The organism is Acetobacter oryzifermentans (genome assembly GCF_001628715.1).
Classification (GTDB): Bacteria; Pseudomonadota; Alphaproteobacteria; order Acetobacterales; family Acetobacteraceae; genus Acetobacter; species Acetobacter oryzifermentans.
The window spans coordinates 2252501-2273313 of the sequence record NZ_CP011120.1 but is presented as its reverse complement, the minus strand read 5'-3'; the positions used below and the strand labels follow the sequence as shown (position 1 = coordinate 2273313).

General features: G+C 51.9%; 20 protein-coding genes and 1 tRNA gene (1 of these 21 cut by a window edge). 14 read left to right on the top strand and 7 right to left on the bottom strand.

The window, feature by feature from the left end; all coding sequences use genetic code 11:
- The first annotated feature begins 332 nt into the window (after positions 1–332).
- The 3 genes from WG31_RS10730 (at position 333) to WG31_RS10720 (ending at position 3850) form a co-directional block, all read left to right on the top strand.
- A complete protein-coding gene (locus WG31_RS10730; protein WP_006115945.1) occupies positions 333–1658 on the top strand; it encodes a lipopolysaccharide biosynthesis protein in 1326 nt (441 codons plus the stop codon).
- A complete protein-coding gene (locus WG31_RS10725; protein ID WP_063354512.1) occupies positions 1651–2688 on the top strand; it encodes an ELM1/GtrOC1 family putative glycosyltransferase in 1038 nt (345 codons plus the stop codon). The genes WG31_RS10730 and WG31_RS10725 overlap by 8 nt, the downstream gene beginning before the upstream one ends.
- Positions 2689–2749: 61 nt before the next feature.
- Positions 2750–3850 (top strand): glycosyltransferase, encoded by a 1101-nt coding sequence (locus WG31_RS10720; protein ID WP_209439399.1) that lies wholly within the window; start codon positions 2750–2752, stop codon positions 3848–3850.
- Between the two features lie 133 nt (positions 3851–3983).
- On the opposite strand, the gene WG31_RS10715 is transcribed toward WG31_RS10720, so the two are convergent.
- Both WG31_RS10715 and WG31_RS10710 read right to left on the bottom strand, forming a co-directional pair.
- A complete protein-coding gene (locus tag WG31_RS10715; protein WP_063354510.1) occupies positions 3984–4769 on the bottom strand; it encodes an exodeoxyribonuclease III in 786 nt (261 codons plus the stop codon).
- The gene (locus WG31_RS10710; protein ID WP_063354509.1) at positions 4766–5134 is read right to left on the bottom strand and encodes a HesB/IscA family protein; all 369 of its coding nucleotides are present in this window, start codon (positions 5132–5134) and stop codon (positions 4766–4768) included. The genes WG31_RS10715 and WG31_RS10710 overlap by 4 nt, the downstream gene beginning before the upstream one ends.
- 122 nt (positions 5135–5256) lie before the next feature.
- Between WG31_RS10710 and WG31_RS10705 the strand changes: the two genes are divergently transcribed.
- The 9 genes from WG31_RS10705 (at position 5257) to WG31_RS10665 (ending at position 14320) form a co-directional block, all read left to right on the top strand.
- Positions 5257–6477 (top strand): deoxyguanosinetriphosphate triphosphohydrolase, encoded by a 1221-nt coding sequence (locus WG31_RS10705; RefSeq protein ID WP_082823240.1) that lies wholly within the window; start codon positions 5257–5259, stop codon positions 6475–6477.
- A 47-nt stretch (positions 6478–6524) separates the two neighbouring features.
- A complete protein-coding gene (gene argS / locus WG31_RS10700) occupies positions 6525–8324 on the top strand; it encodes an arginine--tRNA ligase (RefSeq protein ID WP_063354508.1) in 1800 nt (599 codons plus the stop codon).
- Positions 8324–9322, top strand: coding sequence for an SPOR domain-containing protein (locus WG31_RS10695; protein ID WP_063354507.1), 999 nt, complete (start codon positions 8324–8326; stop codon positions 9320–9322). Before argS ends, WG31_RS10695 begins: the two co-directional genes overlap by 1 nt.
- A 20-nt stretch (positions 9323–9342) precedes the next feature.
- Entirely contained in the window at positions 9343–10260 is a 918-nt protein-coding gene (locus WG31_RS10690; RefSeq protein WP_063354506.1) for a segregation and condensation protein A, read from the top strand.
- A complete protein-coding gene (gene scpB, locus WG31_RS10685; protein WP_063354505.1) occupies positions 10257–11123 on the top strand; it encodes an SMC-Scp complex subunit ScpB in 867 nt (288 codons plus the stop codon). The genes WG31_RS10690 and scpB overlap by 4 nt, the downstream gene beginning before the upstream one ends.
- Positions 11124–11195: 72 nt before the next feature.
- On the top strand, positions 11196–11864 hold the full coding sequence (gene tatB / locus WG31_RS10680) for a Sec-independent protein translocase protein TatB (RefSeq protein ID WP_157884531.1): 669 nt from the start codon (positions 11196–11198) through the stop codon (positions 11862–11864).
- A complete protein-coding gene (gene tatC, locus WG31_RS10675; protein ID WP_006115955.1) occupies positions 11861–12691 on the top strand; it encodes a twin-arginine translocase subunit TatC in 831 nt (276 codons plus the stop codon). The genes tatB and tatC overlap by 4 nt, the downstream gene beginning before the upstream one ends.
- A 3-nt stretch (positions 12692–12694) precedes the next feature.
- On the top strand, positions 12695–13963 hold the full coding sequence (serS, locus tag WG31_RS10670; RefSeq protein WP_006115956.1) for a serine--tRNA ligase: 1269 nt from the start codon (positions 12695–12697) through the stop codon (positions 13961–13963).
- A gap of 18 nt (positions 13964–13981) precedes the next feature.
- A complete protein-coding gene (locus tag WG31_RS10665) occupies positions 13982–14320 on the top strand; it encodes a DMT family transporter (RefSeq protein ID WP_063354503.1) in 339 nt (112 codons plus the stop codon).
- On the opposite strand, the gene WG31_RS10660 is transcribed toward WG31_RS10665, so the two are convergent.
- Both WG31_RS10660 and WG31_RS10655 read right to left on the bottom strand, forming a co-directional pair.
- A complete protein-coding gene (locus WG31_RS10660) occupies positions 14317–16527 on the bottom strand; it encodes a protein-disulfide reductase DsbD family protein (protein ID WP_063354502.1) in 2211 nt (736 codons plus the stop codon). The two genes, WG31_RS10665 and WG31_RS10660, sit on opposite strands and share 4 nt — an antisense overlap.
- Before the next feature lie 94 nt (positions 16528–16621).
- On the bottom strand, positions 16622–16837 hold the full coding sequence (locus tag WG31_RS10655) for a zinc-finger domain-containing protein (protein WP_035353371.1): 216 nt from the start codon (positions 16835–16837) through the stop codon (positions 16622–16624).
- Between the two features lie 60 nt (positions 16838–16897).
- On the opposite strand from WG31_RS10655, the gene WG31_RS10650 reads away from it, so the two are divergent.
- Both WG31_RS10650 and WG31_RS10645 read left to right on the top strand, forming a co-directional pair.
- Positions 16898–18007: an alpha/beta fold hydrolase gene (locus WG31_RS10650; RefSeq protein WP_063354501.1), complete on the top strand. Its 1110-nt coding sequence runs from the start codon at positions 16898–16900 to the stop codon at positions 18005–18007.
- A gap of 119 nt (positions 18008–18126) precedes the next feature.
- Positions 18127–18203, top strand: a tRNA-Arg gene (locus WG31_RS10645).
- A gap of 79 nt (positions 18204–18282) precedes the next feature.
- On the opposite strand, the gene WG31_RS10640 is transcribed toward WG31_RS10645, so the two are convergent.
- The 3 genes from WG31_RS10640 to WG31_RS10630 all read right to left on the bottom strand — a co-directional run.
- Positions 18283–18489: a hypothetical protein gene (locus tag WG31_RS10640; RefSeq protein WP_063354500.1), complete on the bottom strand. Its 207-nt coding sequence runs from the start codon at positions 18487–18489 to the stop codon at positions 18283–18285.
- 63 nt (positions 18490–18552) lie between these two features.
- Entirely contained in the window at positions 18553–20388 is a 1836-nt protein-coding gene (locus WG31_RS10635; protein ID WP_063354499.1) for an FUSC family protein, read from the bottom strand.
- Positions 20389–20509: 121 nt separating this feature from the next.
- Positions 20510–20813, bottom strand: partial view of a LysR substrate-binding domain-containing protein gene (locus tag WG31_RS10630; protein WP_006115962.1) — the 3' portion only. The gene runs 593 nt beyond the window's last position; 304 of the gene's 897 nt are visible here — the last part of the coding sequence; the start codon falls outside the window, past its right edge — the gene reads right to left on this strand; it ends in the stop codon at positions 20510–20512.

The following is a 20813-nucleotide window of genomic DNA, read 5'->3' as shown; positions in this document are numbered from 1 at the left end:
CCTTGATTGAGTTGAAACAGAGCAGATTCCTACAGGCTCTCCAGATAAAGATCCGCAGGAAAAAGCCGCTTTTGCGCCTTGCAGTGTGATGAAAAATGGCTATCACGCAAGGGTTCTACCCCCAAAAGAGGCGCGTAGAGGGGCTATTTTCACGCAACTGTGAATAAAAGAAGGGCTGTACAGCACAACAGCACAAAATGCGTGCAAGATTTGTCTTGGCTGGCGGAGTCTTCTAAAGCAGCCCAAACAGGCAAGGCCTCAGCCCAGCGGGGTCACTATGCCGGGGAGGAAACAGATGAGTGACCAGATACGGGTTGGGGTAAGACGCACGCATGATGAATAGTCAGGTTAAGGCTCTGTTTGTCCGTGTCTTTCGCAATACCGGGTATATTCTGGGGGGACGTGGGTTTTGCGCGGCTCTATCACTTATAACCACAGCAGTTTGCGCACGTGCATTGGGCTTGCAGGATTATGGTGTTCTGCTGCTTATCAATTCTTTTGTTCTCTCCTGTTCAGCAGGGTTGCGGTTTCAATCTTGGCAACCTTTGCTGCAATACGGCAGTAGCTTGTACCGTAAGGGAGACAGGCACCCGTTTCAGATGCTCTTACGCCATTGCATGCTGCTGGATGGCGTAGGCGCTGTGGCAGGTATGGGCGTTGCCTTGCTGCTGTGTGAATGGTTCGGAAATCTTTTAGGCTGGGGAGATGCGTCTTCCGCTACACCGTTTTGGTACATGACAGTTATTCTGTTCATGAACACAGGTGGCGCTATGGGCGTGATGCGGTTGCTGGATCGGTACGAACTCTCTGTACTGGCAGATAGCGGAAGCGGGTTGATCCGTTTGGTGGGTAGCCTTGCGGGGCTGTTCTGGCATTGGTCTTTTACCAGTTTTTTGGTGATCTGGTATTTCTCAACTGTTGCATCATTTTTTATCAATTACGGCATGGGCGCGTATCTGCTTTTGCGCTCGGATGGGTTGCAGAATTTCCGTATATTCGGCGTGCCTTGGGTAAGCCCTATCAAGGGTATCTGGCGCTTTATTTTTTCTGTCAGCATCAATCAGGCGCTTGCACGGCTTTCTTCGCGCTTAACGGTGATGATTGTAGGTGCCGTTCTTGGCCCGCAGAGTGCTGCCATTTATAACGTAACGTGGCAGATTTCTGATGGTCTGGCGCGCCCGGCCCAGATGATGACACCAGCTTTGTATCCAGAACTGGTGGCCTTGAAAGATAAGCGAGACTGGGCATCTATCCGGCAGGTAACGCATCGTATCTTGCAAGTGCTTGGTGTGTTCTCGGCAGCGGTGCTGGCCATTGTGTTTGTGTTGGGGCCTTGGTTGTTGCATGTGCTGCTGACTGTGCCGTGGTCTGGCACCCGCACACTTCTGCTGCTGATGACATTAACTGCCATTCTGGACTTGTGGGATGTGCCGCTAGAACCTTTGTTGGTTTCTCTTAATCGTGCCCATCAGATTTTGCTGGGACGGTTGTTTACAATGTGCGTAACACTGCCCTTGCTGTATTTCCTAACTTCTGGGTTAGGAATGACCGGAGCCGGTCTGGCAACATTAATAGGCGAGTTGGTAATCTTCCTAACCCGGCTTGTGCCTTATCTGTTGATGAGCCGAAAGCAGGATTTTGGAAGAGGCAATGGCTAAGGCAGCGCCAGTTTCTGATACATGTGAGGTATGGATACTGGATACACATCGTGCCGGTGAAATGGCGCAGTGCAGGGCTTTGGCGGATATGCTTGGATTGCCGTGCCAGATTATTCCACTTCAGGCAGATTTTAGCTTGCCAGAGCAGATTCCGGATACCCGAAACCTCCGGTTGATTCTGTCTTTTGGTAATGCAGTGCAGGCGGCCTTGGCGTTGCGAACGCGTTGTAAAAACACGCCAGCCGTTGTGCAATTAGGGCGGCCAAGCCATGTGCCCGCAGCAGATTTGGATCTGATAATTATTCTGCCGCAGGATGATTATCCAGCAGCTTCCAACGTATTGCGTTTAAGATTTCCCTTAAATGGCGCGGATAAAGGCCAGAGATTTATACCGCAAGCAAATCCAGTTACGCGGCATGGCGGCACGGTTGTTTTGTATGGTGCGCCCTCAAAGCAGTTTTTTCTGGATAAGCAGGATACATATAAACTCCTAAGTTTCAGCCATAAACTGGCACAGGCACACCATGAACCATTGCATGTGCTTACCAGCCCAAGAACTCCTGTAGAGGCTGAAGGTTGGCTGGAGGATATAAGTAAAACCATTCCAATGCAGATTTACACGTTCCGAAAAGGCGTTAACCCTTTCCAGAGGTTTTTGCAGGAGGCCAACAGGTTTGTTGTAACTGGAGATAGTGCATCCATGTTGGCAGATGCGTGCCGTACGGGGGCGCCTGTATGGCTGTTTCCATTACGGACTAAGCAGAGCTTCATGGAATGGTTGCAAGCCAGCGTAGATTGGCTGGGGTTACACACTATCCGCAACAGGCTCGTGCGTTCTGGTTGGTTGGGAAGTGGGACATGCTTTGAGAAGTGGCATACCACTCTGGCCGAGCAGAATTATATCCATTTGGTGTCACCACAGGTTTCTTCTCAGGCATTGATATGGCAGCCAGATGCATTGCGGCGGGATGATGATATGCAAAAATGTTATGAGAGTATCATGAAACTGCCTTTGTTTATTGCCAGATAAGCCACGGCATTAGATATGCTGGGGAGCGTGGCAATGTTTGCCACATTTATGGTTTCTGCCATTGGGAAGTCTGTTTCGGCTGACGACTTATAACGGCATTTCACAACGGGCAGACATGTGCATGCACGATAATCTTGAACGGAATGAGCAGGCAGTTCTGCAAGGAACATGCGCAGCCATTGTGACGTATGGTGACCGTGTCCATTTTCTAAAGCAGGTTTTGGAAGGTGTTTTTAGCGCCGGTGCCGGGCATGCCGTTGTTGTAGATAATGGCACGGCAGAAAGTGTGGCGGCAGAAATTGCTAGATTGCCAGAAATATTCGGGGCGGATCGGCTTACCATTATTCGCCTGCAAACCAATACGGGTTCAGCCGGTGGTTTTCATGCGGCTATTCAGGCAGCGGCTTTGCGTGAAAGCACACAGCATATATGGGTGCTGGATGATGATAACAGGCCTGAGCCAAACTCCCTGAAAGCTCTTTCCAAAGCATGGATAAGTATGGGGGCAAGTAAGCAAGTATGTCTCAGTAGTTTTAGGGAAGATAAAACAACATATAAGAAACTTTTTAAAACCTGTAAGCTGCACGGAATTACAAAAAACTCATTTTTCGGTTTTTCCATGCAGACTTTGTTGCGGAAACAAAAAGCAAAGGTTTGGCAGAAAGATGGGCTGAAATGCCTGCAAATGCAGATGTCAGCTTATGGTGGTTTCTGGTTTCATAAAAGCTGGATTCAAAAAGTTGGTCTGCCGGATGCACGGCTTTTTCTTTATTTTGATGATTACGATTTTACCCTACGGATTACAGAAAACGGAGGGCAAATTTGGGCGTGCCAGAACAGTGTTCTAAAAGATCTGGAATTATCATGGCAGGTCAATGATTCCGTATTGCAACACTGGCTGCGTGAAGAAGAAAACTTTTCCCGCACTTATTTCTCTATTCGAAACCGTGTTTATATTGAAAGAAACTTTGTAAAAAATAAGTATATTTATGATGTAAATATCATTTTGTATTTTATATCAAAGATTATTTTTAAAAATAGGCAGAGTATTTACTATCATTTCCGGCATCCTCACTTGGTGTGTAGAAGGTGGAAGCTGATTGCGCAGGCTATAAAAGCCGGTAAGGCTGCAGATTTTCAAACACTCCCTCCGGCGGTTTGAAGGAAATGTTTGCTAAGCTGCTTAACGCGGTTTTAAAGAATTTTCTTTCTGTAAGGCTAAGCAAAGCCTGATACTTTAATCACGTCTGTTTAACCCCAGCGCAATAGTAGAATGGCACCGGGGTTTTTGCGTCTTAAGCGCCCGGTTTTACTGGGTCTTTCAACGTGACAATAAAGGGCACATGGTCAGATGGGCGCGGCATTTCGCGTTCATTTTTATCAGGTTCAGCCGTTTGCAGACGTTCTGCAAGGCGAGGGGAAAGCAGCATGTGGTCAATCCGCAGCCCGCAATCCCGCTCCCATGCGCGGGCCTGATAATCCCAAAATGTATAAGCTGCGCCTGTTGGATGCACTGCCCGCAAAGCATCTGTCAGCCCCAGCCAGAGTAAGCGACGATACGCAGCCCGGCTTTGTGGGCGCACAAGAGCATCTTCTGGGCCAAGGGCTCCGGGGGCGCAATCTATAGGGGCAGGACAGATATTGTAGTCACCCGCCAACACAAAATCTGTTTCTTCAGCTAGCAAAAGGCGCGCACGCGCTGTTAAGGCATTTAGGAACTCAAGCTTGGTGGCATAGCCCTGTTCTCCACCTGAATTGCCATTGGGCAGATACAAATTGCCCAGCACAATATGTTGGGTGCGCACTTCCACATATCGTGCTGCCGGGTCTGAAAAGCCGGGGAGGTGATCTGTCGTGACGCTAAAATCTCCACGCACAAGAGTAGCAACCCCGTTGTAGGATTTCTGCCCTATTACGGCGCAGCCATACCCAGCATCCTCAAAGGCAGCTTTGGGGAATAGATCCGTCTCGCACTTGATTTCCTGCATCATCAACACGTCTGGCTGTTCACGCTTCAGCCAATCCAATACCAGATCCATGCGTTGACGGACGGAGTTTACATTCCAAGTTGCAAGTTTCATGCCACGGAAAAGCTTGTGCCACAGCCGCAGGAAGACGCCGCATTAGGGTTGTTCACCGCAAAATGCGCGCCCATCAGCTTGTCTGCAAAATCAAGCTCTGCGCCAGACAGCAAATCCATACTGGCCGGGTCAACCACAACCAACGCCCCGTTTTTTTCTATGCGCGTATCATCGGCCGCAATATCAGCCGCGGGAATAAGCGTGAAAAGATATTGAAAGCCGTTACATCCTCCGGCTTCTACAGAGACACGCATGGCAACCGGTGCTGGCGTTTCTGGGGTGGCAGTTGCCTGCTTTTTGGCAATTACACTGGCAATGCGATTTGCCGCAGATTCCGAAACGGAGAAGGGTGTTGGCTGGGTCATCTTTCTTAAATAGCTTGCGCGCCCTCTGGTTTGAAGGGGCAAGATGCCAAGAATAGTCAACTTTGGCGGAATATTCTAAACTCCTATAAGTTTCATCCGGATTGGATACCGGCAACAGGCTGGTGGACCGTGCTGCAAAGGAAACCGCAGGAGTGCCAGACACGACAGAATGCAGGGATCTGATGCCCTATGCCGTTCAGCCAGGAGTAGGCCGGGCGCGCCGCCTTTATGATGAGCCAGAATCTCTCACACGTTCACCGTGGCAGCGTGATCGGGATAGAGTAATCCATTCTTCGGGCTTTCGTCGCCTGCAATATAAAACGCAGGTGTTTGTGAACCATGAGGGAGACTTCTTTCGCACGCGTTTGACACATTCCTTGGAAGTGGCGCAGGTGGCCCGCTCCATGGCGCGGTTTCTGAAGCTGGATGAAGATCTAACAGAAGCCGTCGCACTGGCGCATGATCTGGGGCACACGCCTTTTGGGCATGCGGGAGAAGATGCGCTGGCTGCCCATATGCAGGAATGGGGTGGGTTCGATCATAACACACAGGCCCTCCGGCAGGTGATGCTGAAGGAACGCCGGTATCTGGCATTTGATGGGTTGAACCTGACATGGGAAACACTGGAAGGGTTGGCCAAGCATAATGGGCCAGTTAAACGCCCGTCTGCACGATTGCTGGAATTAGATGCGCTGTTTCCGCTGGAACTTTCTACATACGCCTCTGCCGAGGCGCAGGTGGCGGCACTGGCGGATGATATTGCCTATCATGGGCATGATCTGGACGATGGCGTAAAATCAGGCCTGCTCTCGCTGGATGATCTGGTAGATGTGCCCGTAGTGGGGGAAGAACTGTTTGAAGTGCGGAAGGCTGCGGCTGATCTGCCTTCTCACGATACACGCACTTTGCAGCGTATCCGTCATGAAATGGTGCGTCGTGTTATTCATAAACTGGTGACGGATGTGTTGATCTGCACGCGCGAACGCTTGCAGGATCTGGCCCCTCGGCATGTGGAGGATATACGCGCGGCATCCGGCCCTGTTGTGGCCTTTCAGGAGCAGATGGCCCAAGCCAATAAAGGTATTCGTAAGTTTCTGTTTGCCCACCTGTATCGTCATTGGCGCGTGAATAGGATGACGCACAAGGCCCGGCACGTTACGGCAGAACTTTTTGATACGCTTACGGAGTCGCCATCCCTGCTGCCAGCTGAATGGCAGCGTGAGGCAGAGGGAAAAGATGCCACAGGGTTACGGCGTGTGGTGGCGGATTATGTGGCTTCCATGACAGATCGCTACGCTATGGAAGAACATAGACGGTTGACGGACCTGTCTGTTGCAGGCTGATAAACGCGCTTTCAGCGCTTTCTTACTATTACGGGGTTAAGTGTTTTATGTCTGACTGTGTGTTTCAGCGTTATCGCCAACATGTTCTGGCCATTGTGCAGGAACTGCTGCCTAATGTGCCGGAAGAAACGCTGGCTCGCGTGGAACTGACCCCAACGCGAGACCCCGCGCACGGAGATATGGCAACCAATGCTGCTCTCCTGCTGGCTAAGGTGGCACGCCGCAAACCATCAGATATTGCGGCCGATCTGGTCGCCGCCCTGCAAAAGGTGGATGGTGTTGCCTCTGTAGCCGCAGCCGGGCCGGGTTTTGTAAACATTACACTTAAGCCCGATGTCATGCGTCGTGTTCTGCCCGCAGTGTTGCGTGCGGGTGAAGCCTATGGGGCATCTCAGGCTGGCAAAGGCTTACGGGTGAATGTGGAGTATGTTTCCGCCAACCCAACAGGGCCTATGCATGTAGGCCATTGCCGTGGGGCTGTGGTGGGGGATGCCCTTGCCAACCTTATGGCCAAGGCAGGCTTTGCCGTTACCAAGGAATTTTACATTAATGATGCCGGTGCACAGGTAAAAGCGCTGGCATGGGCGGCTTACTGGCGCTACCTGCAAGCTCTTGGCACCAAAATGACGCAGGATGATTTTTCTGCGTTGGCTCCCGGTGGCCTGCAATATCAAGGTGAATATCTTATTCCAGTAGGTATGGAGCTGGCGGCAGAATACGGGAACAAGCTGACAGAAACCGATGCAGATGGTGCGCCCCTGCCAGCGCCGGAAGCCACATGGCTGGAAACAGTGCGTGGTTTTGCCGTGGCGCATATGCTCACGGCTATCAAGGAGGATCTGGCAGCCCTTGGTGTGCACCACGATGTGTTTACATCAGAAGCCGAAGTGCTGCACCGTGGCGTAACAGATGCAGCCATCAGCAAGCTGGAACAGCAGGGCCTGCTATATGAAGGTGTGCTGGAGCCCCCCAAAGGCAAGTTGCCGGAAGATTGGGAAGAGCGTGAGCAGCTTTTGTTCCGTTCCACTCAGTTTGGGGATGATGTAGATCGTCCACTGCGCAAATCTGACGGCACCAATACCTATTTTGCGAACGATATTGGCTACCATGCAGATAAGGTAGCCCGTGGTGCGCAGATGATGATTGACGTATGGGGGGCCGATCACGGTGGTTACGTCAAACGCATGAAGGCCGCCGTTAAGGCGATTACGGGTGATACGGTACCGCTTGAAGTGGTGCTGTGCCAGATTGTGCATATTCTGCGTGATGGACAGCCCGTTAAAATGTCCAAACGGGCAGGCACGTTTGTTACTCTGCGTGATCTGATTGATGAAGTCGGGCGTGATGCGGTGCGCTTTACCATGCTTACCCGCAAGAGTGATGCCCAGATGGAGTTCGATCTTGATCTGGTGGTGGCGCAGCAGCGTGATAACCCGGTGTTTTATGTGCAGTATGCCCACGCTCGTTGTCGCTCCGTGTTGCGCGCCGCCGCAGAAGCCGCTGCATATGGTGATACGGATGATGCAGCTCTTGCTTCAGCATCACTCGAATCTCTGACATCGGATGCTGAAATGGCGCTTATCCGCCGTTTGGCAGAATGGCCGCGTATGGTGGAAGCCGCCGCGCTTGCGCGCGAACCCCATCGTGTGGCCTTCTACCTTGCAGATGTGGCGGGTGATTTTCATGCCTTATGGAATCGTGGCCGGGATGATGCTTCTTTGCGCTTCCTTCAGCCAGATGCTGTAGAGGCAACCCGTGCGCGTCTTGCCCTTGTTGCAGCTACGGCGGTGGTTATCCGCTCTGGTCTTGCAATCATGGGTGTGGAACCCGTGGAGGAAATGCGCTGATGAGTGATGAAGACCGGCCCAAATTTTCAGCGGATGACAGGATCAGTCGTGCGCGTGAGCGTATGAGTATGGATTATGAAGACCCGGCACCAACACGGCCAACGGCTGTAGGTGGCCGCCCAACCGAAAACGTGCTGACCCGCTTTTTAAGCAGTGATACGGGTACGCGGCGGCTGGTTTACGGAGCGGCTGGTCTGGGTGGTTTGCTGGTGTTGGGGATTGGTGGCTGGGCGCTAATAGGGCACCATCAGCATGGTATCGCCATTATGGGGCCGCCACCGGTTTCTATGCGCACAAAGCCGGTTGATCCGGGTGGGATGCAGCTTGATTCTGTTGCCATGCCCGATGAGGAGGGTGATCCAAAAGCACACCCTGTTCCGGCCCCAGAAAAACCTAATCCAGAAGCCTTGGCTGCCCAATATGGCGCACAGGGTGAAAGTGATTCTGCGAAGCCGGAGGGGGTGCTCGTTCCGGCTACAGGAGCAGAAGGGACAGGTGCTGGGCATGCAGCAGATCAGCAGGCGGCTGCGGCACCTCCGGCAGGCGCACCAAGCGCCTCTGCGCAGGAAGAAACCGAAGCTTCTACCAGCGGGGAGGAGGGGGATACAGCGGCTGCGCAATCGGTTGCCAATAACCCGAAACCCAAGCCAGACGCGGCTGTTCCGGCCAAGGATAAGGATACTGCTGTAGCAAGTAAAGCAGCACCGGCTGATACAAAAACATCAACTGTGCCACATGGCGGTGTAGAGGGTGGAAAGTATCAGGTGCAGTTGGCTGCGGTGCAGAATGAAGATGAAGCACGTAAGGAATGGTCACGTCTGAAATCGCGTTACCCCACCTTGTTTGGAGAGAGCACTCCCTCCTTTGTGCGGACGGAGCAGAATAACGCTACGTTCTATCGTTTGCGCGTAAAAGGCTTTGCTTCTGTGGCAACTGCGCGTGAATTCTGTTCTGCGGTGCGCGAACGCGGCATGGCCTGCATGGTAGTGCGGCAGTAAGCTGCAACTGGTCTGGCAGAATGGAAGCAGGACACACGCAGGCAGATGTTGAAAGTGCGCTAAGCCCGGCAGAGGCTTCTGGCGGGTTGCCTGTTCATGTTGATACCCAGGTAGAGCAGGTGCCACGTGTGCCGCTGTTGCGGTTAGAGGGGTTTGAAGGTCCTATGGATCTTCTGCTTGATCTGGCTCGGGCGCAAAAGGTTGATCTGGCCCGTATTTCCATTCTGCAATTGGTAGAACAATATCTTGCTGTTGTAGAAAATGCCCGCCGGGTTCGGCTGGAATTGGCCGCAGACTGGCTGGTTATGGCGGCATGGTTGGCGTGGCTTAAATCCCGCCTGCTGCTGCCTCCGGATGATGAACTTGCTGTAGAGGGTGAAGAAGCCGCAGAACTGTTGCAGGAGCGGCTGATAGAACTTGCCTGTATGGGTGAGCTGGCCCGTTGGTTGGATGACAGGCCCAGATTGGGGCGGGATGTATTTGCCCGTGGCGTGGCAGAAGATCTGGTGGAAATAGACCGTTCTGGTCTGGTGCTAGATATGCCGCAGCTTATGCGGGCCTATATGGCGGCTATGCGGCGTAATGCACGCAAGCGTATTTATGCCCCACGCACTTTACGGTTCTGGACTGTGCAGGATGCCTTAAGCAGATTGACACGTCTGCTAGGTGAAACACCACCGGGCTGGAGCAGTCTGGATGCTTTTTTGCCAGATGTTTTACCTGAACAGGCAGAAGGAGCAGATGCGGTGCGCCAACGGCGTGCTGCTGTGGCGGGTACACTTATTGCGGGGCTGGAATTGGCAAAAAGTGGAAGGCTAGAATTGCGGCAGGAAGAGGTTTTTGGACAGATCATGCTACGCCCGCATGAAGAAATACATGAAACCGAGCATGATAGTGCTGAAAACATACTTCCAGCAGAAGAAGCGCAAACTTCATGATCACTGACATGGCGGATAAACTTGCTTCTGAAAGTGAAGGAGCCATTAAAGTGGTTCAGTCTGAAAACACTATGGTTTCAGAAGAGGCTTTGCGTCTGGCTGAAGCGCTTATTTTTGCTTCTACCGAACCCGTAAGTGCGCGTCGGTTGGCGGAGTTGCTGGAATTGCGTCAGCTTGTACCAGATGGGGTGGATAATCTGGCAACGTTTGTAACGGCTGTTTTGCAATCCCTTGTGCAACGTTATGAAGGCCGCGGTGTGATGCCTGTTGAAATAGCCGGAGGATGGCAGTTTCGGACAGCGCCAGATTTGGCGCCAGCCCTTACGCGTGTATTGGAGCGGCCTCGCCGTTTTTCACGTGCAGTTATGGAAACACTGGCCATTATTGCTTACCACCAGCCCTGTACACGCGTACAGATAGAAGAAATACGCGGTGTCAGCCTTGGGCAGAATGTGCTGGATACGTTGATAGAATCTGCACTTATTATGCCTAAAGGGCGCAAGGAAGTGCCGGGGCGGCCGGTGCTGTGGGGCACCACGCAGGATTTTTTACGTCACTTTAGCTTACGCTCCTTGGCGGATCTGCCGCGTAGGGAGGAACTGTTGGTGGAAGTGCCCGAAAATGCGGGAGCAATGGGGCGCCCTCAAACCGAAATTACGTTTGCAAAGGGCGAGGAAGAGGCCGCAGACCAAACAGAGCATACCCTCGATACGTCAGATGCTGATGCCGTGCTGGATAGTGAGCTACAGGCTGAGGCTGATCCAGTTGAAGGTGCTGAAAATACAGATGCGCAGGCAGAGAAAACGCCAGAGGTTGCGGAAGAAAGCGTAAAACCGCGTGTTCCCGCGCCAGAAGGCTCGTGATAGATACTCTGCATCTGGTTGTGCGGGCGTTTTTGTTTTTCCCGTGCGGTGCGTGCAGCAACGGAACTGCCCATGTTTGATTTTGCCTGGTCTGAAATTGCGCTAATTGGCGCCGTGGCTCTGGTCGTGATCGGCCCGAAGGATTTGCCCGTGGCCATTCGTGGGCTGGCTGGAGCTGTAAAAAAGGCACGTAAACTGGCTGGGGAGTTTCAATCTCACGTTGATGAGATGGTGCGTGAAGCTGATCTGACAGAAGTGCGCGATCAAGTCCGAGACCTCAAAAACCTCAACGTACGTAATCGGATCATGAAGGCCATTGATTCGGATGGTACGTTAAGCAGTTCTTTCGCACCTCCGCCACAAATTGCTGAACAGCATATTCCTGCGGGCCCTCGTGCATTGGATATGCCAACTTCCAGCACACAAAGCACAACCAATGTTTCTGCTTATGTGCCCAGTACATATGAACCAGCCATAACAGATGAAGATATTGCCAGCGCCCCGCCAGAATTGCCGCCCAATATTGTGCGCCGCATTTTAAAGGAGCAGGAACGCTTGCATCCACCAGTATTTTTGCCACCAGTGCGCGTCATGCACGGTGGGCGCAGTGTGGCGCCGGGTGAAAGATTGGGGCGCGTATCTGGCCCAAGTAGACCGGCATGGCAGCAGGATATGGATATGCAGCCAGAGCAGCCGAAAGGGGCTGAGCCAGAACAGCAGGTGGTGGATTATCAACCATGAACGAGAATGAAACCGTGGGGGAAGATCCTATTCACGATCAGCCAATGCCGTTGATCGAACATTTGCTGGAATTGCGCCGCCGTTTATTGTGGGCGGGAGCGGCTTTTATTCTGTGTTTTGCGCTGTGTTACCACTATGCGGGTGATATTTATCTGTTTCTGGCGCGCCCGTTGGGCGAAATTATGCGCCAGCAGGGTGAACAGCCACATCTTATTTATACGGCACTGTATGAGGCATTTTTTACCTATATCCGTGTGGCGTTTTTTGGGGCGGCGTTCCTCTCTTTTCCCGTTGTGGCCATGCAGGCATGGATTTTTATAGCTCCCGGCCTTTACCGATCGGAAAAACGCGCTTTTGCACCTTTTTTAATTGCAACGCCCATTCTGTTTCTGGTTGGGGCCTCTTTGGCCTATTACTTTATTTTTCCCATCGCGTGGCGTTTCTTCCTGTCGTTCCAAACAGCAGGCGCTGGGCATGATGGGGTGCAGATTGAACTGCAAGCCAAGGTTTCCGAATACCTTTCTCTGGTTATGAAACTGATCATGGCTTTTGGTGTGGCGTTTGAATTGCCGGTGGTGCTTACGCTTCTGGCGCGTGTGGGCATTGTTACGGCGGATATGCTGCGCCGTTTCCGCCGCTATGCCATTGTAGGCGCCTTTGTTATTGCTGCTATTCTGATGCCGCCAGATGTCATTACCCAGATCGGTCTGGCCGTGCCTTTGGTCTTACTTTACGAAATTTCCATTATCTGCGCGTGCTTGGTTGAACCTAAGTTTAAGGCGAGCCAAGCGGAAGATACATCCAACACCCAGCAGGAGGTTCCCTAACCCATGCATGATATTCGCGCCCTGCGGGCTGATCCCGCTGCTTTTGATGCTGATCTTGCCCGCCGCGGGATTGAGCCAGTTTCGGCTCGGCTGCTGGCATGGGATGAGGAACGCCGCCAAGCACAAACTGTGTTGCAGGAAAAGCAGGGCCGCCGGAAAGCGCTAGCGCGTGAAATTGGCACACTAAAGCGGAGTGGTGGCGATAGCAGTGATCTGGAGGCCGAAGGTTTGGCCTTGCGCGCAGAAATGGAAGCGCTGGAAGAACAGGTTAATACACTGGGTCGTGAAAGCACAGCCCTTCTCGCCAACCTGCCAAACCGTTTGGATGCCACCGTGCCAGAAGGCCCGGATGAAAGCGCAAACGTGGTGCAGCATGAATGGGGCACAAAGCCTGCCTTTACGTTTACACCCAAGCAACATTTTGAGCTGGGCGAAACGTTGAAGCAGATGGACTTTGCAACAGCCGCCAAGCTTTCTGGCTCACGTTTTGTTGTGCTGCGTGGCGGTATTGCCCGTCTGGCACGTGCTTTGGGCCAGTTTATGCTGGATCTGCATGTGACAGAGCATGGATATACGGAAACGCAGGTGCCCGTCATGGTGAATGATGATGCCATGTACGGAACAGACAAACTGCCAAAATTTGCAGATCAATCCTTTCGCACGGAAGATGGCCGCTGGCTTATTCCTACAGCAGAGGTGCCGCTTACGGCTTCTGTTTCTGGGGATATTTTGGAAGGTGCAGCACTGCCGCTGCGTATGACAGCGCTAAGCCAATGCTTTCGGAGCGAGGCAGGGGCCGCCGGGCGCGATGTGCGCGGAATGCTCCGTCAGCATCAGTTTGAAAAAGTGGAAATGGTTTCCGTCACCACGCCAGAAGAAAGTGATGCTGAGCATGAGCGTATGACGCGCTGTGCAGAAAAAGTTCTGGAAAAGCTGAATATCCCATATCGTCGTATGCTGCTATGCGCTGGAGATACCGGGTTTGGTGCAGCAAAAACCTTTGATCTGGAAGCATGGTTGCCGGGGCAAGATGCTTGGCGGGAAATTTCTTCATGCTCCAATACGCGGGATTTTCAAGCCCGGCGCATGAACGCCCGTTATCGCCCACAGGCAGGGGCCGCACCTGCTTTTGTGCATACGCTGAATGGTTCTGGCCTTGCTGTAGGCCGCACCCTTATTGCGGTAATGGAAAACTATCAGAACGAAGATGGCTCTGTGACCGTACCGGATGTTTTGCGCCCATATATGGGAGGCATTGAAAAAATCAGCTAAGGGCAAGGCTTAGATACAATGGTTTCCAAACCCACCTTATACTTGGCAATCGCCATTGTATCTGAAGTGATCGGCACATCCTTGCTCACAGCCTCGCATGGGTTTGCGCGCTGGGGATACGCTATTGCCAGCTTGGCAGCGTATGGGTGTGCCTTTTATTTTCTGTCCATTCCGCTCAAAACTATTCCAACAGGCATTGTTTATGCCATTTGGAGCGGGGTTGGCATTGTGCTTGTTTCTGCTATTGGCGCTTTGTTTTTCAAACAGATGCTGGATACACCGGCCCTTATTGGCATTGGCCTGATTATGGCCGGGGTGTTGGTGATCAATGTGTTTTCAGGTTCCATACAACATTAATGTGCGGAACTGATGGTTTTCATAACTAACCCCGGTGTGAGCACCTGTGGCAGTGTTACGGGCGTTCCGTTAGCTGGAATGAACAGATAAAAAGGCACGCCATCGCGCCCATGTTGGCGTAGGAAAGCCGTAATAGCGGCATCATGTGTCGTCCAGTCTCCGCGCAACAGGGTGACATTCTGGGTTTTGAAGGCTTCGCGCACTTCCGGCACATCTAACGCCACGCGCTCGTTTACCAAACAGGTAATGCACCAGGCAGCCGTCATATCTACAAACACATTTTTTTTGCTGGCATGTAGGGTTTGCAGTTTAGTGGCGGAAAAAGCTTCTACGCCTTCAGGCAAAGACATGCCTTGTGCGGAAGAAGGAGCCGCAGTTTGTTGCCGTAATATGGGCAGCATGGATAATGCGCCAAGCAATGCCAATAAAGCCAAGCCGTGTAAGGCAAAGCCGTGTAGGGCAAAGCGTTTGCGATCAGATAATGTGTTCTGGTGCGTTTGGGCCAAACCATAAACCCATGCAGCCAGACCTAAAAGCACCATACCAGACCCAAGCAGCACAACTATGGAAGCACCACCTTCCAGCGTGGCAACCCATAACAACCACACGCAGGATGCCAACAGGGGGAATGCCAGAAACTGGCGCAAATAAACCATCCATGCGCCGGGGCGGGGCAACATTCTGGCGCCGGAAGGGCAAGCTGCAATCAACAGATAAGGCAGCGCCAACCCCAGACCGAGTGCGGCAAATACGGTAAGCCCAGCAATTGGGGGGCCAGAAAGTGCTCCTGCAATAGCCACGCCCATAAAAGGGGCGGTGCAAGGTGAGGCCACAACAACAGCAAGTACGCCTGTTAAAACATCATTCCACAAGCTGTGGCGCGTATGTGGTGCGCTGCTGATAGAAACGGCAGAAAAAGAAAATACGCCCAGAAGATTCAGGGCCATGGCAAAAAGGAGCCAACAGACCATCCCCACAAAAAGAGGGGATTGAAACTGAAAGCCCCAGCCCGTTGCAGCACCTGTAAGACGTGCTGCCATCATGATTGCGCCCAGAAGGGTAAAACTGCCAATAACCCCAACTGCGTAACAGGATGCACTCAGGATCTGTTCCCGCTTTGCGGCATGGCCAAGCCGGGTGATCGCCAAAGCCTTCATGGCCAGAATGGGAAAGACGCATGGCATCAGGTTGAGGATAATGCCGCCTATAAAGGCAAACAGCATTTGCTGTATAAAGCTGGGGGAAGCAGCGAGCGTATTTTCTGGTGTATCAGTTAATGCGCTATGGGTGGCATTTATTTGCAGTGCGCGTTCTGTGCCCGCTTTGTCCTTCAAAACCACAATGCCAGCTAAGAACCGTAGGGCAGAAAAATCCGCAGTCGGTTTAAGGTGCAGTGTGACAGAGCCATTGTGGATAGTGGATTTTTGTTCGGCAGCTTCGGCAATTTTTCCCTGTTGTTCTGGCATGAACCACGCATCGGATACGGATGTGGGGTTCAGATCCTTGCCAGTCAGCTGTAAAATACCGTTGGAGGAAAAGGTTGCCGTGTAAGGTGAGGGCACAGCCATGTGCTGTGAGGTTTGCTCAAATAAAGGCGCTTGAGCGGAGGGCGTTGGAGAGCCTTTATTCAGCGTAAGCGCAAGATCAGCTTCCTCTGGCACGCAGACGTGCTCGCACACCAGCCAGTTTGCATGTGCCTTAATGTTTATTTTGTCTGATTTCTGGTCTGCGGTCTGAAGGGGAAGATCCAAAGGCAAAATAACATCGCCTGTATAGGCGTAAGACATTAACGAAGAATCGGGAATGCGCTGAGGTACCGGCCAATGGATGATTTGCGTGCTGCCTTGCAGTGCGCCATCAGCATTTATGGTGATAGTTGGCGGATCTCCCGCATCTCCCGGATTTTGCCAGTAAGTATGCCAGCCGTTTTGAAGCTGAAGCCGCAAGGCAATGTGTAAGGGAGCACTGGCATCAGCGGTATCAGATGCTGTTATCAGGCTTGCGATGCTATGGCCGGTTTTAACCTGTGGGCTTTCCGCTGCGATTGCTGAAGCACTGGAAAAAACACATGCCATCATCAAAATGGCCACAAACCCAGACCGCCAGCCTGTAAAGCCATGCCTGTTTCGCCTTGCCTGCATCCAGGTAAGAGAATGAGATAGGCCAGAAGCAGTAAGACGTAGGAAGGACATAACAGGCAAACTCATGGTGCATTCTGCGATAAGGAGCGCGCAGCATAGGCCAAACTTGCCTGTAATTGTAACCTGCTGTTGGTGAAAGCAAAGGATGCAGAAAAAGCAGTTAGTGTTCTGCCTGTCCTTCGGCATCTGGTTGCAGCACAAACAGGCGTGAACAATAGGGGCATACAGTTTGATGTCCGCCAATTTTCAGCCATACGCGGGGGTGTCCAAGTTCGCTTAAGCCGCCATCACAGGCAATTTTGCGTTTGTCCACCATAATGGTTTCAACATGCCCCAGTTTGGGGTGTGGCACAGGGTTGGCAGGCTGTATCAACATAGGTGTGGTATCCCCTTTTTGCTATGATGCCTAAATGAAAGACATGTGCAGGCTGTGTGCATGATAGCTGGGTGGGCTGTGGTTTTGCACCTTTCTTATCTTCCCATGCGCGTGAGCAAGCATGGTCGCTATTGCTGCGCATTACTGGTTGTGTTTTTGAGTATGACAGGATGCAGCATGAAACTTCCTGATCCCCCCAAGCCTCCCCCACGCTTTGCGGCAGCCGCCCGGTTGGTTCCGCCTGACCGTATGTTTACACTGTCGGATGGTGCAGCTCTTCCTGCGCGCGTATGGCAGGCACAAGGACAACCTCGTGGCATATTGCTTGCGCTGCATGGGTTTAATGATAGCCGTGATGCATGGGAGCAACCTGCACCATTTTTTGCCGGGCAGGGCATAACTGTGGTGGCCCCAGACCAACGCGGGTTTGGAGAAGCCCCAAACCGTGGAGAATGGGCAGGTTCAGACCGCATGGTGCAGGATGTGCGGGAGGAAATTGCCATTCTTCAGCAAGAAAACCCGCAAATACCGCTCTATCTTACGGGCGAAAGCATGGGTGGTGCTATTCTCATGCTTTTGATGTCTGGTACGGATGCACCATCTGTTGCAGGCACATTACTGTTGGCACCCGCTGTGTGGAATCTGGGCCTTGGGGCCGATATTCCACTGGATGTTCTGGCAACGCTTTTTCCGCACCATTGGGTAACGGGGCAAGAACTGCCCGTGCATGTGGTGGCAAGTGATAATCCGGCAGCTCTTTTGCGCCTGTATTTTGACCCGCTTACTCTGCGAGCCACCCAGCTTGAGGCTTTACGTGGGTTGGTAAGCTTGATGAAACAGGCAGCCACAGCAGCACCGCAAATGAAAGGGCAGTTGCTTTGTGTGTATGGCGATAAAGATCAACTCGTGCCTTCCAAGGCAATGGCTAAGGTATGGGAAATTCTACCCAAAGGCACACGGTTGGACCTGATTTCTGGCGGGCATCATTTGTTGCTGCGTGACAAGAACGGAAAACAGGTGATGCAGGACATGCTGACCTGGATAACGCAGCCAGACAGCTTTTTACCATCAGGCGGAGATGTAGCCGCCAGTGCATGGCAGGCACAAAACCCGGCAAAGACAGAGGGAAAGTGGTTTCCTGCCTCATGGTTGGATGGTTTGGCGCGTTAAATTCATCCAGACAGAATGACAGAGTCAGAATAAGAAAAAAATCTATCTACGGGAAGTTATCAGGATAATGCAGATAGAGGCTTGGCAAATACCCCTGAATTGCGTTAGGGAAGGCGCACGGACCCGTAGCTCAGCTGGATAGAGCGTTGCCCTCCGAAGGCAAAGGTCGCGCGTTCGAATCGCGCCGGGTCCACCATCCTTTGAAATGATTGGCTATTTTTTGCAGTATTCTGCAAAGGTTAGACACTTTTGTGGTTTCGGTTAGACAGTTTGTCTTATTTTTTGCGTCGGTAATGGTCTTTTGCATCTTCTAACAAGCTACGCAGGCATGCGCGTGGGGAAGCAATAAACCCGATAAAACCCAAAAATACGGTAATACCCGCGCCACTTCCCAAGTTGGCTCCTGTTTGAGAGGAAGATGCCCGTTGGGTTGCCCGATCTGTGTTTGGTGTGTCGTTTTTAGGTTTGGGCATACGGCGCATTCTCTCGGGCAGTAAGTGTCTCAGCACCAAATATGTAAGACCGTGAACAGGGCTGAAAAACCATTATTTCATGGGGGCAGCCAGAACATGCAGATATGTACATATTTTTTGTATGAGCGCTTGGTCTGGAGCAGACGGGATGACATCTTTCTGTTTCAGTCTATTTAGAAGATCCTGAGTTTGTTGCATGCGCATGGAGCTGCCAGATGCCCAGATGCGAAGGATTTTTTTGAGTTCGGTTTTTAAGGCATCGGGAAACGTTTTGTCTTTCACAGTATCCCGTAGAAAAATCAGATACAGGCCTTTCACCATGTATAAGATTTGTTCCTGAATATACTGCTCCGTCTTTTCCTGAGGGAGAGCTTTAGAGGTATTGATAATTCTCACAAGGCTTTCGGCATTTCTGGAAAGCCAGATATGGGGTTGGGTTTTATCACCCGTGCGTGCCAGATGGTTCAGACTTTTTTCAATCCATCGGCGTGTGCGGCGCATGTGGGAATCAAGCCGGAATGGAAAGATAATCAGAAAAGTCCACCGGGTGAACAACACAGCGCCCAGAAACGCTAGGGTAGTATTGAAAAAAGATTGTTCATCACATCGTCCCTGATTGGCAGGGCCTAGCAGCACTGGCAGGAACATGTTGAATGAAAAAGCATATCCTGCTGTTTGTGTGTGGCGCGCGGCCAATCCACCAATAATCATTGGAATAAACAGTAGCAGAACCAGAAGTTCTGGTGCCGTTATGGCGGGAATAACAAGTAACGCGTACAAAGCAGCAATTAACCCGCACCATAAAGCACCCTTAAAAAAAGGAGCTGCCGCTAAAAGCGGATTTTCACGCGTAGCCAGCAAGCCATATACGAGAGAAACAAAAGAAAAAAACGTTGGGCCTGCGGGCCATGCTGTCACTTCCCATACAAGCCAGGCCCCCAGAATACCCAAGCAGGCCCGGATACCGTTATCCATTGCCTCTACGGCATGCCTGCGAGATTGCAACCTGAAGCGGAAATGATCTCCGGATTTTGGGTGCATACAAGCCTGAATGTGCTGGCGAATTATAGCTTCATCAGCCAGCATGGTGTGGTTTGTTGGTGTGAGTTGATGCGTGAGGGCAAGGCCATATCCGCGGGCCAGCATGGTAATCATGCCTGCAAAAGCAGCGCGTGCGTGATCCGCGGCATGAGAATGTGGGCCCATTTCCAGCGCATCATATTCTGCGCGCGCATTGGCATTGAGAAGTGCAGATAATGCTGGCTCCAGTGTGATGGCGCGAGGGCGATGGATAAGTGAAGCAATACTTTGGTTTGTGCTGAGCAGGGTTGTGCTCAGGCGCTCTAAAAGGCGTTTTTGTGCTTGTTCCTGCAAGCCCGGCATAAACACCACGGCCAAAGTGGCCTCACACACAATTCCCAAGATAATGTAGGAACTACGGGCCATAGCGATATCAAAGATATTGTCTGGCTGCATAATGGCGCCAGATGCCACAATGGCTGAAGTGAAACTGGTAACCAGCAAGCCATAGGCACGGTAACCGGTGCCAAAAGTTGCCAATCCGCAGCACACGCCAATCCACAGAGCAAGGCTGCAAAAAAATAGGCCGGGTTCTTGGGGAAATGCTGCAATCAATACAAAAGCGGCGCAGCAGCCAATAAGCGTGCCAACAATACGCCACCGTGCTTTTGAAAGACTTTCCCCGCGGGAGGAAAGAGCCACCACCCATACAGTCAGTGGTGCCCATTGGGGGCTGTCTAGCTCCATCCACATGGCAATTAGCAACGAGAGGCAGGCCGCACTCGCGGTACGGAGTGCGAACAGAACATCTGGCACGCTAGGTGCCAGCAGCCACGCTAAAGCTGATTTGTTAAAAGGTTGCCCTATTGCGGCGGTAAGTGTGCGCATAACGTTTCCTGCAGGTCGGAAAACGCACGCTGCCGGATACAAAAACAGCCGTCCAAGTGTTTGTTGTAATTATATCATAAGTAATATTTATGATGAAAACACAACAAATTCAGTGAACATTTTAGATAGAGTAAGAGTGGTGAAAATCCAACTTCTGTAAAATTTCCCAGGCGCGCATGGATAGGGTGGGCATAATAGTTTGTTGCAAGCGCACAATGCCGACATCAGGGGTGGGCAGATTTTCTAACAAGCGTGTTTGTAATATGCCGCTCCGTTCAGGAAGAGCCGCCACCGGCAAGATTGTTGCAAGGCGGCTGGCAAGTACTTCTGTATGCAGGAGTTCCATAGCATTTGTTTCTAGCATGATATGGGGTCTTATGCCCGCATCACGAAACGCAGCATCTATAAATTGCCGACTACGCATC

Excerpts from the sequence above, each read along its gene's own strand:
- WG31_RS10730 (WP_006115945.1), top strand. The coding sequence starts at position 333 with ATGATGAATAGTCAGGTTAAGGCTCTGTTTGTCCGTGTCTTTCGCAAT.
- WG31_RS10725 (WP_063354512.1), top strand. The coding sequence starts at position 1,651 with ATGGCTAAGGCAGCGCCAGTTTCTGATACATGTGAGGTATGGATACTG.
- WG31_RS10715 (WP_063354510.1), bottom strand. The coding sequence starts at position 4,769 with ATGAAACTTGCAACTTGGAATGTAAACTCCGTCCGTCAACGCATGGAT.
- WG31_RS10710 (WP_063354509.1), bottom strand. The coding sequence starts at position 5,134 with ATGACCCAGCCAACACCCTTCTCCGTTTCGGAATCTGCGGCAAATCGC.
- argS (WP_063354508.1), top strand. The coding sequence starts at position 6,525 with ATGTCTGACTGTGTGTTTCAGCGTTATCGCCAACATGTTCTGGCCATT.
- WG31_RS10695 (WP_063354507.1), top strand. The coding sequence starts at position 8,324 with ATGAGTGATGAAGACCGGCCCAAATTTTCAGCGGATGACAGGATCAGT.
- WG31_RS10690 (WP_063354506.1), top strand. The coding sequence starts at position 9,343 with ATGGAAGCAGGACACACGCAGGCAGATGTTGAAAGTGCGCTAAGCCCG.
- scpB (WP_063354505.1), top strand. The coding sequence starts at position 10,257 with ATGATCACTGACATGGCGGATAAACTTGCTTCTGAAAGTGAAGGAGCC.
- tatB (WP_157884531.1), top strand. The coding sequence starts at position 11,196 with ATGTTTGATTTTGCCTGGTCTGAAATTGCGCTAATTGGCGCCGTGGCT.
- tatC (WP_006115955.1), top strand. The coding sequence starts at position 11,861 with ATGAACGAGAATGAAACCGTGGGGGAAGATCCTATTCACGATCAGCCA.
- serS (WP_006115956.1), top strand. The coding sequence starts at position 12,695 with ATGCATGATATTCGCGCCCTGCGGGCTGATCCCGCTGCTTTTGATGCT.
- WG31_RS10665 (WP_063354503.1), top strand. The coding sequence starts at position 13,982 with ATGGTTTCCAAACCCACCTTATACTTGGCAATCGCCATTGTATCTGAA.
- WG31_RS10660 (WP_063354502.1), bottom strand. The coding sequence starts at position 16,527 with ATGAGTTTGCCTGTTATGTCCTTCCTACGTCTTACTGCTTCTGGCCTA.
- WG31_RS10655 (WP_035353371.1), bottom strand. The coding sequence starts at position 16,837 with ATGTTGATACAGCCTGCCAACCCTGTGCCACACCCCAAACTGGGGCAT.
- WG31_RS10650 (WP_063354501.1), top strand. The coding sequence starts at position 16,898 with ATGATAGCTGGGTGGGCTGTGGTTTTGCACCTTTCTTATCTTCCCATG.
- WG31_RS10640 (WP_063354500.1), bottom strand. The coding sequence starts at position 18,489 with ATGCGCCGTATGCCCAAACCTAAAAACGACACACCAAACACAGATCGG.
- WG31_RS10635 (WP_063354499.1), bottom strand. The coding sequence starts at position 20,388 with ATGCGCACACTTACCGCCGCAATAGGGCAACCTTTTAACAAATCAGCT.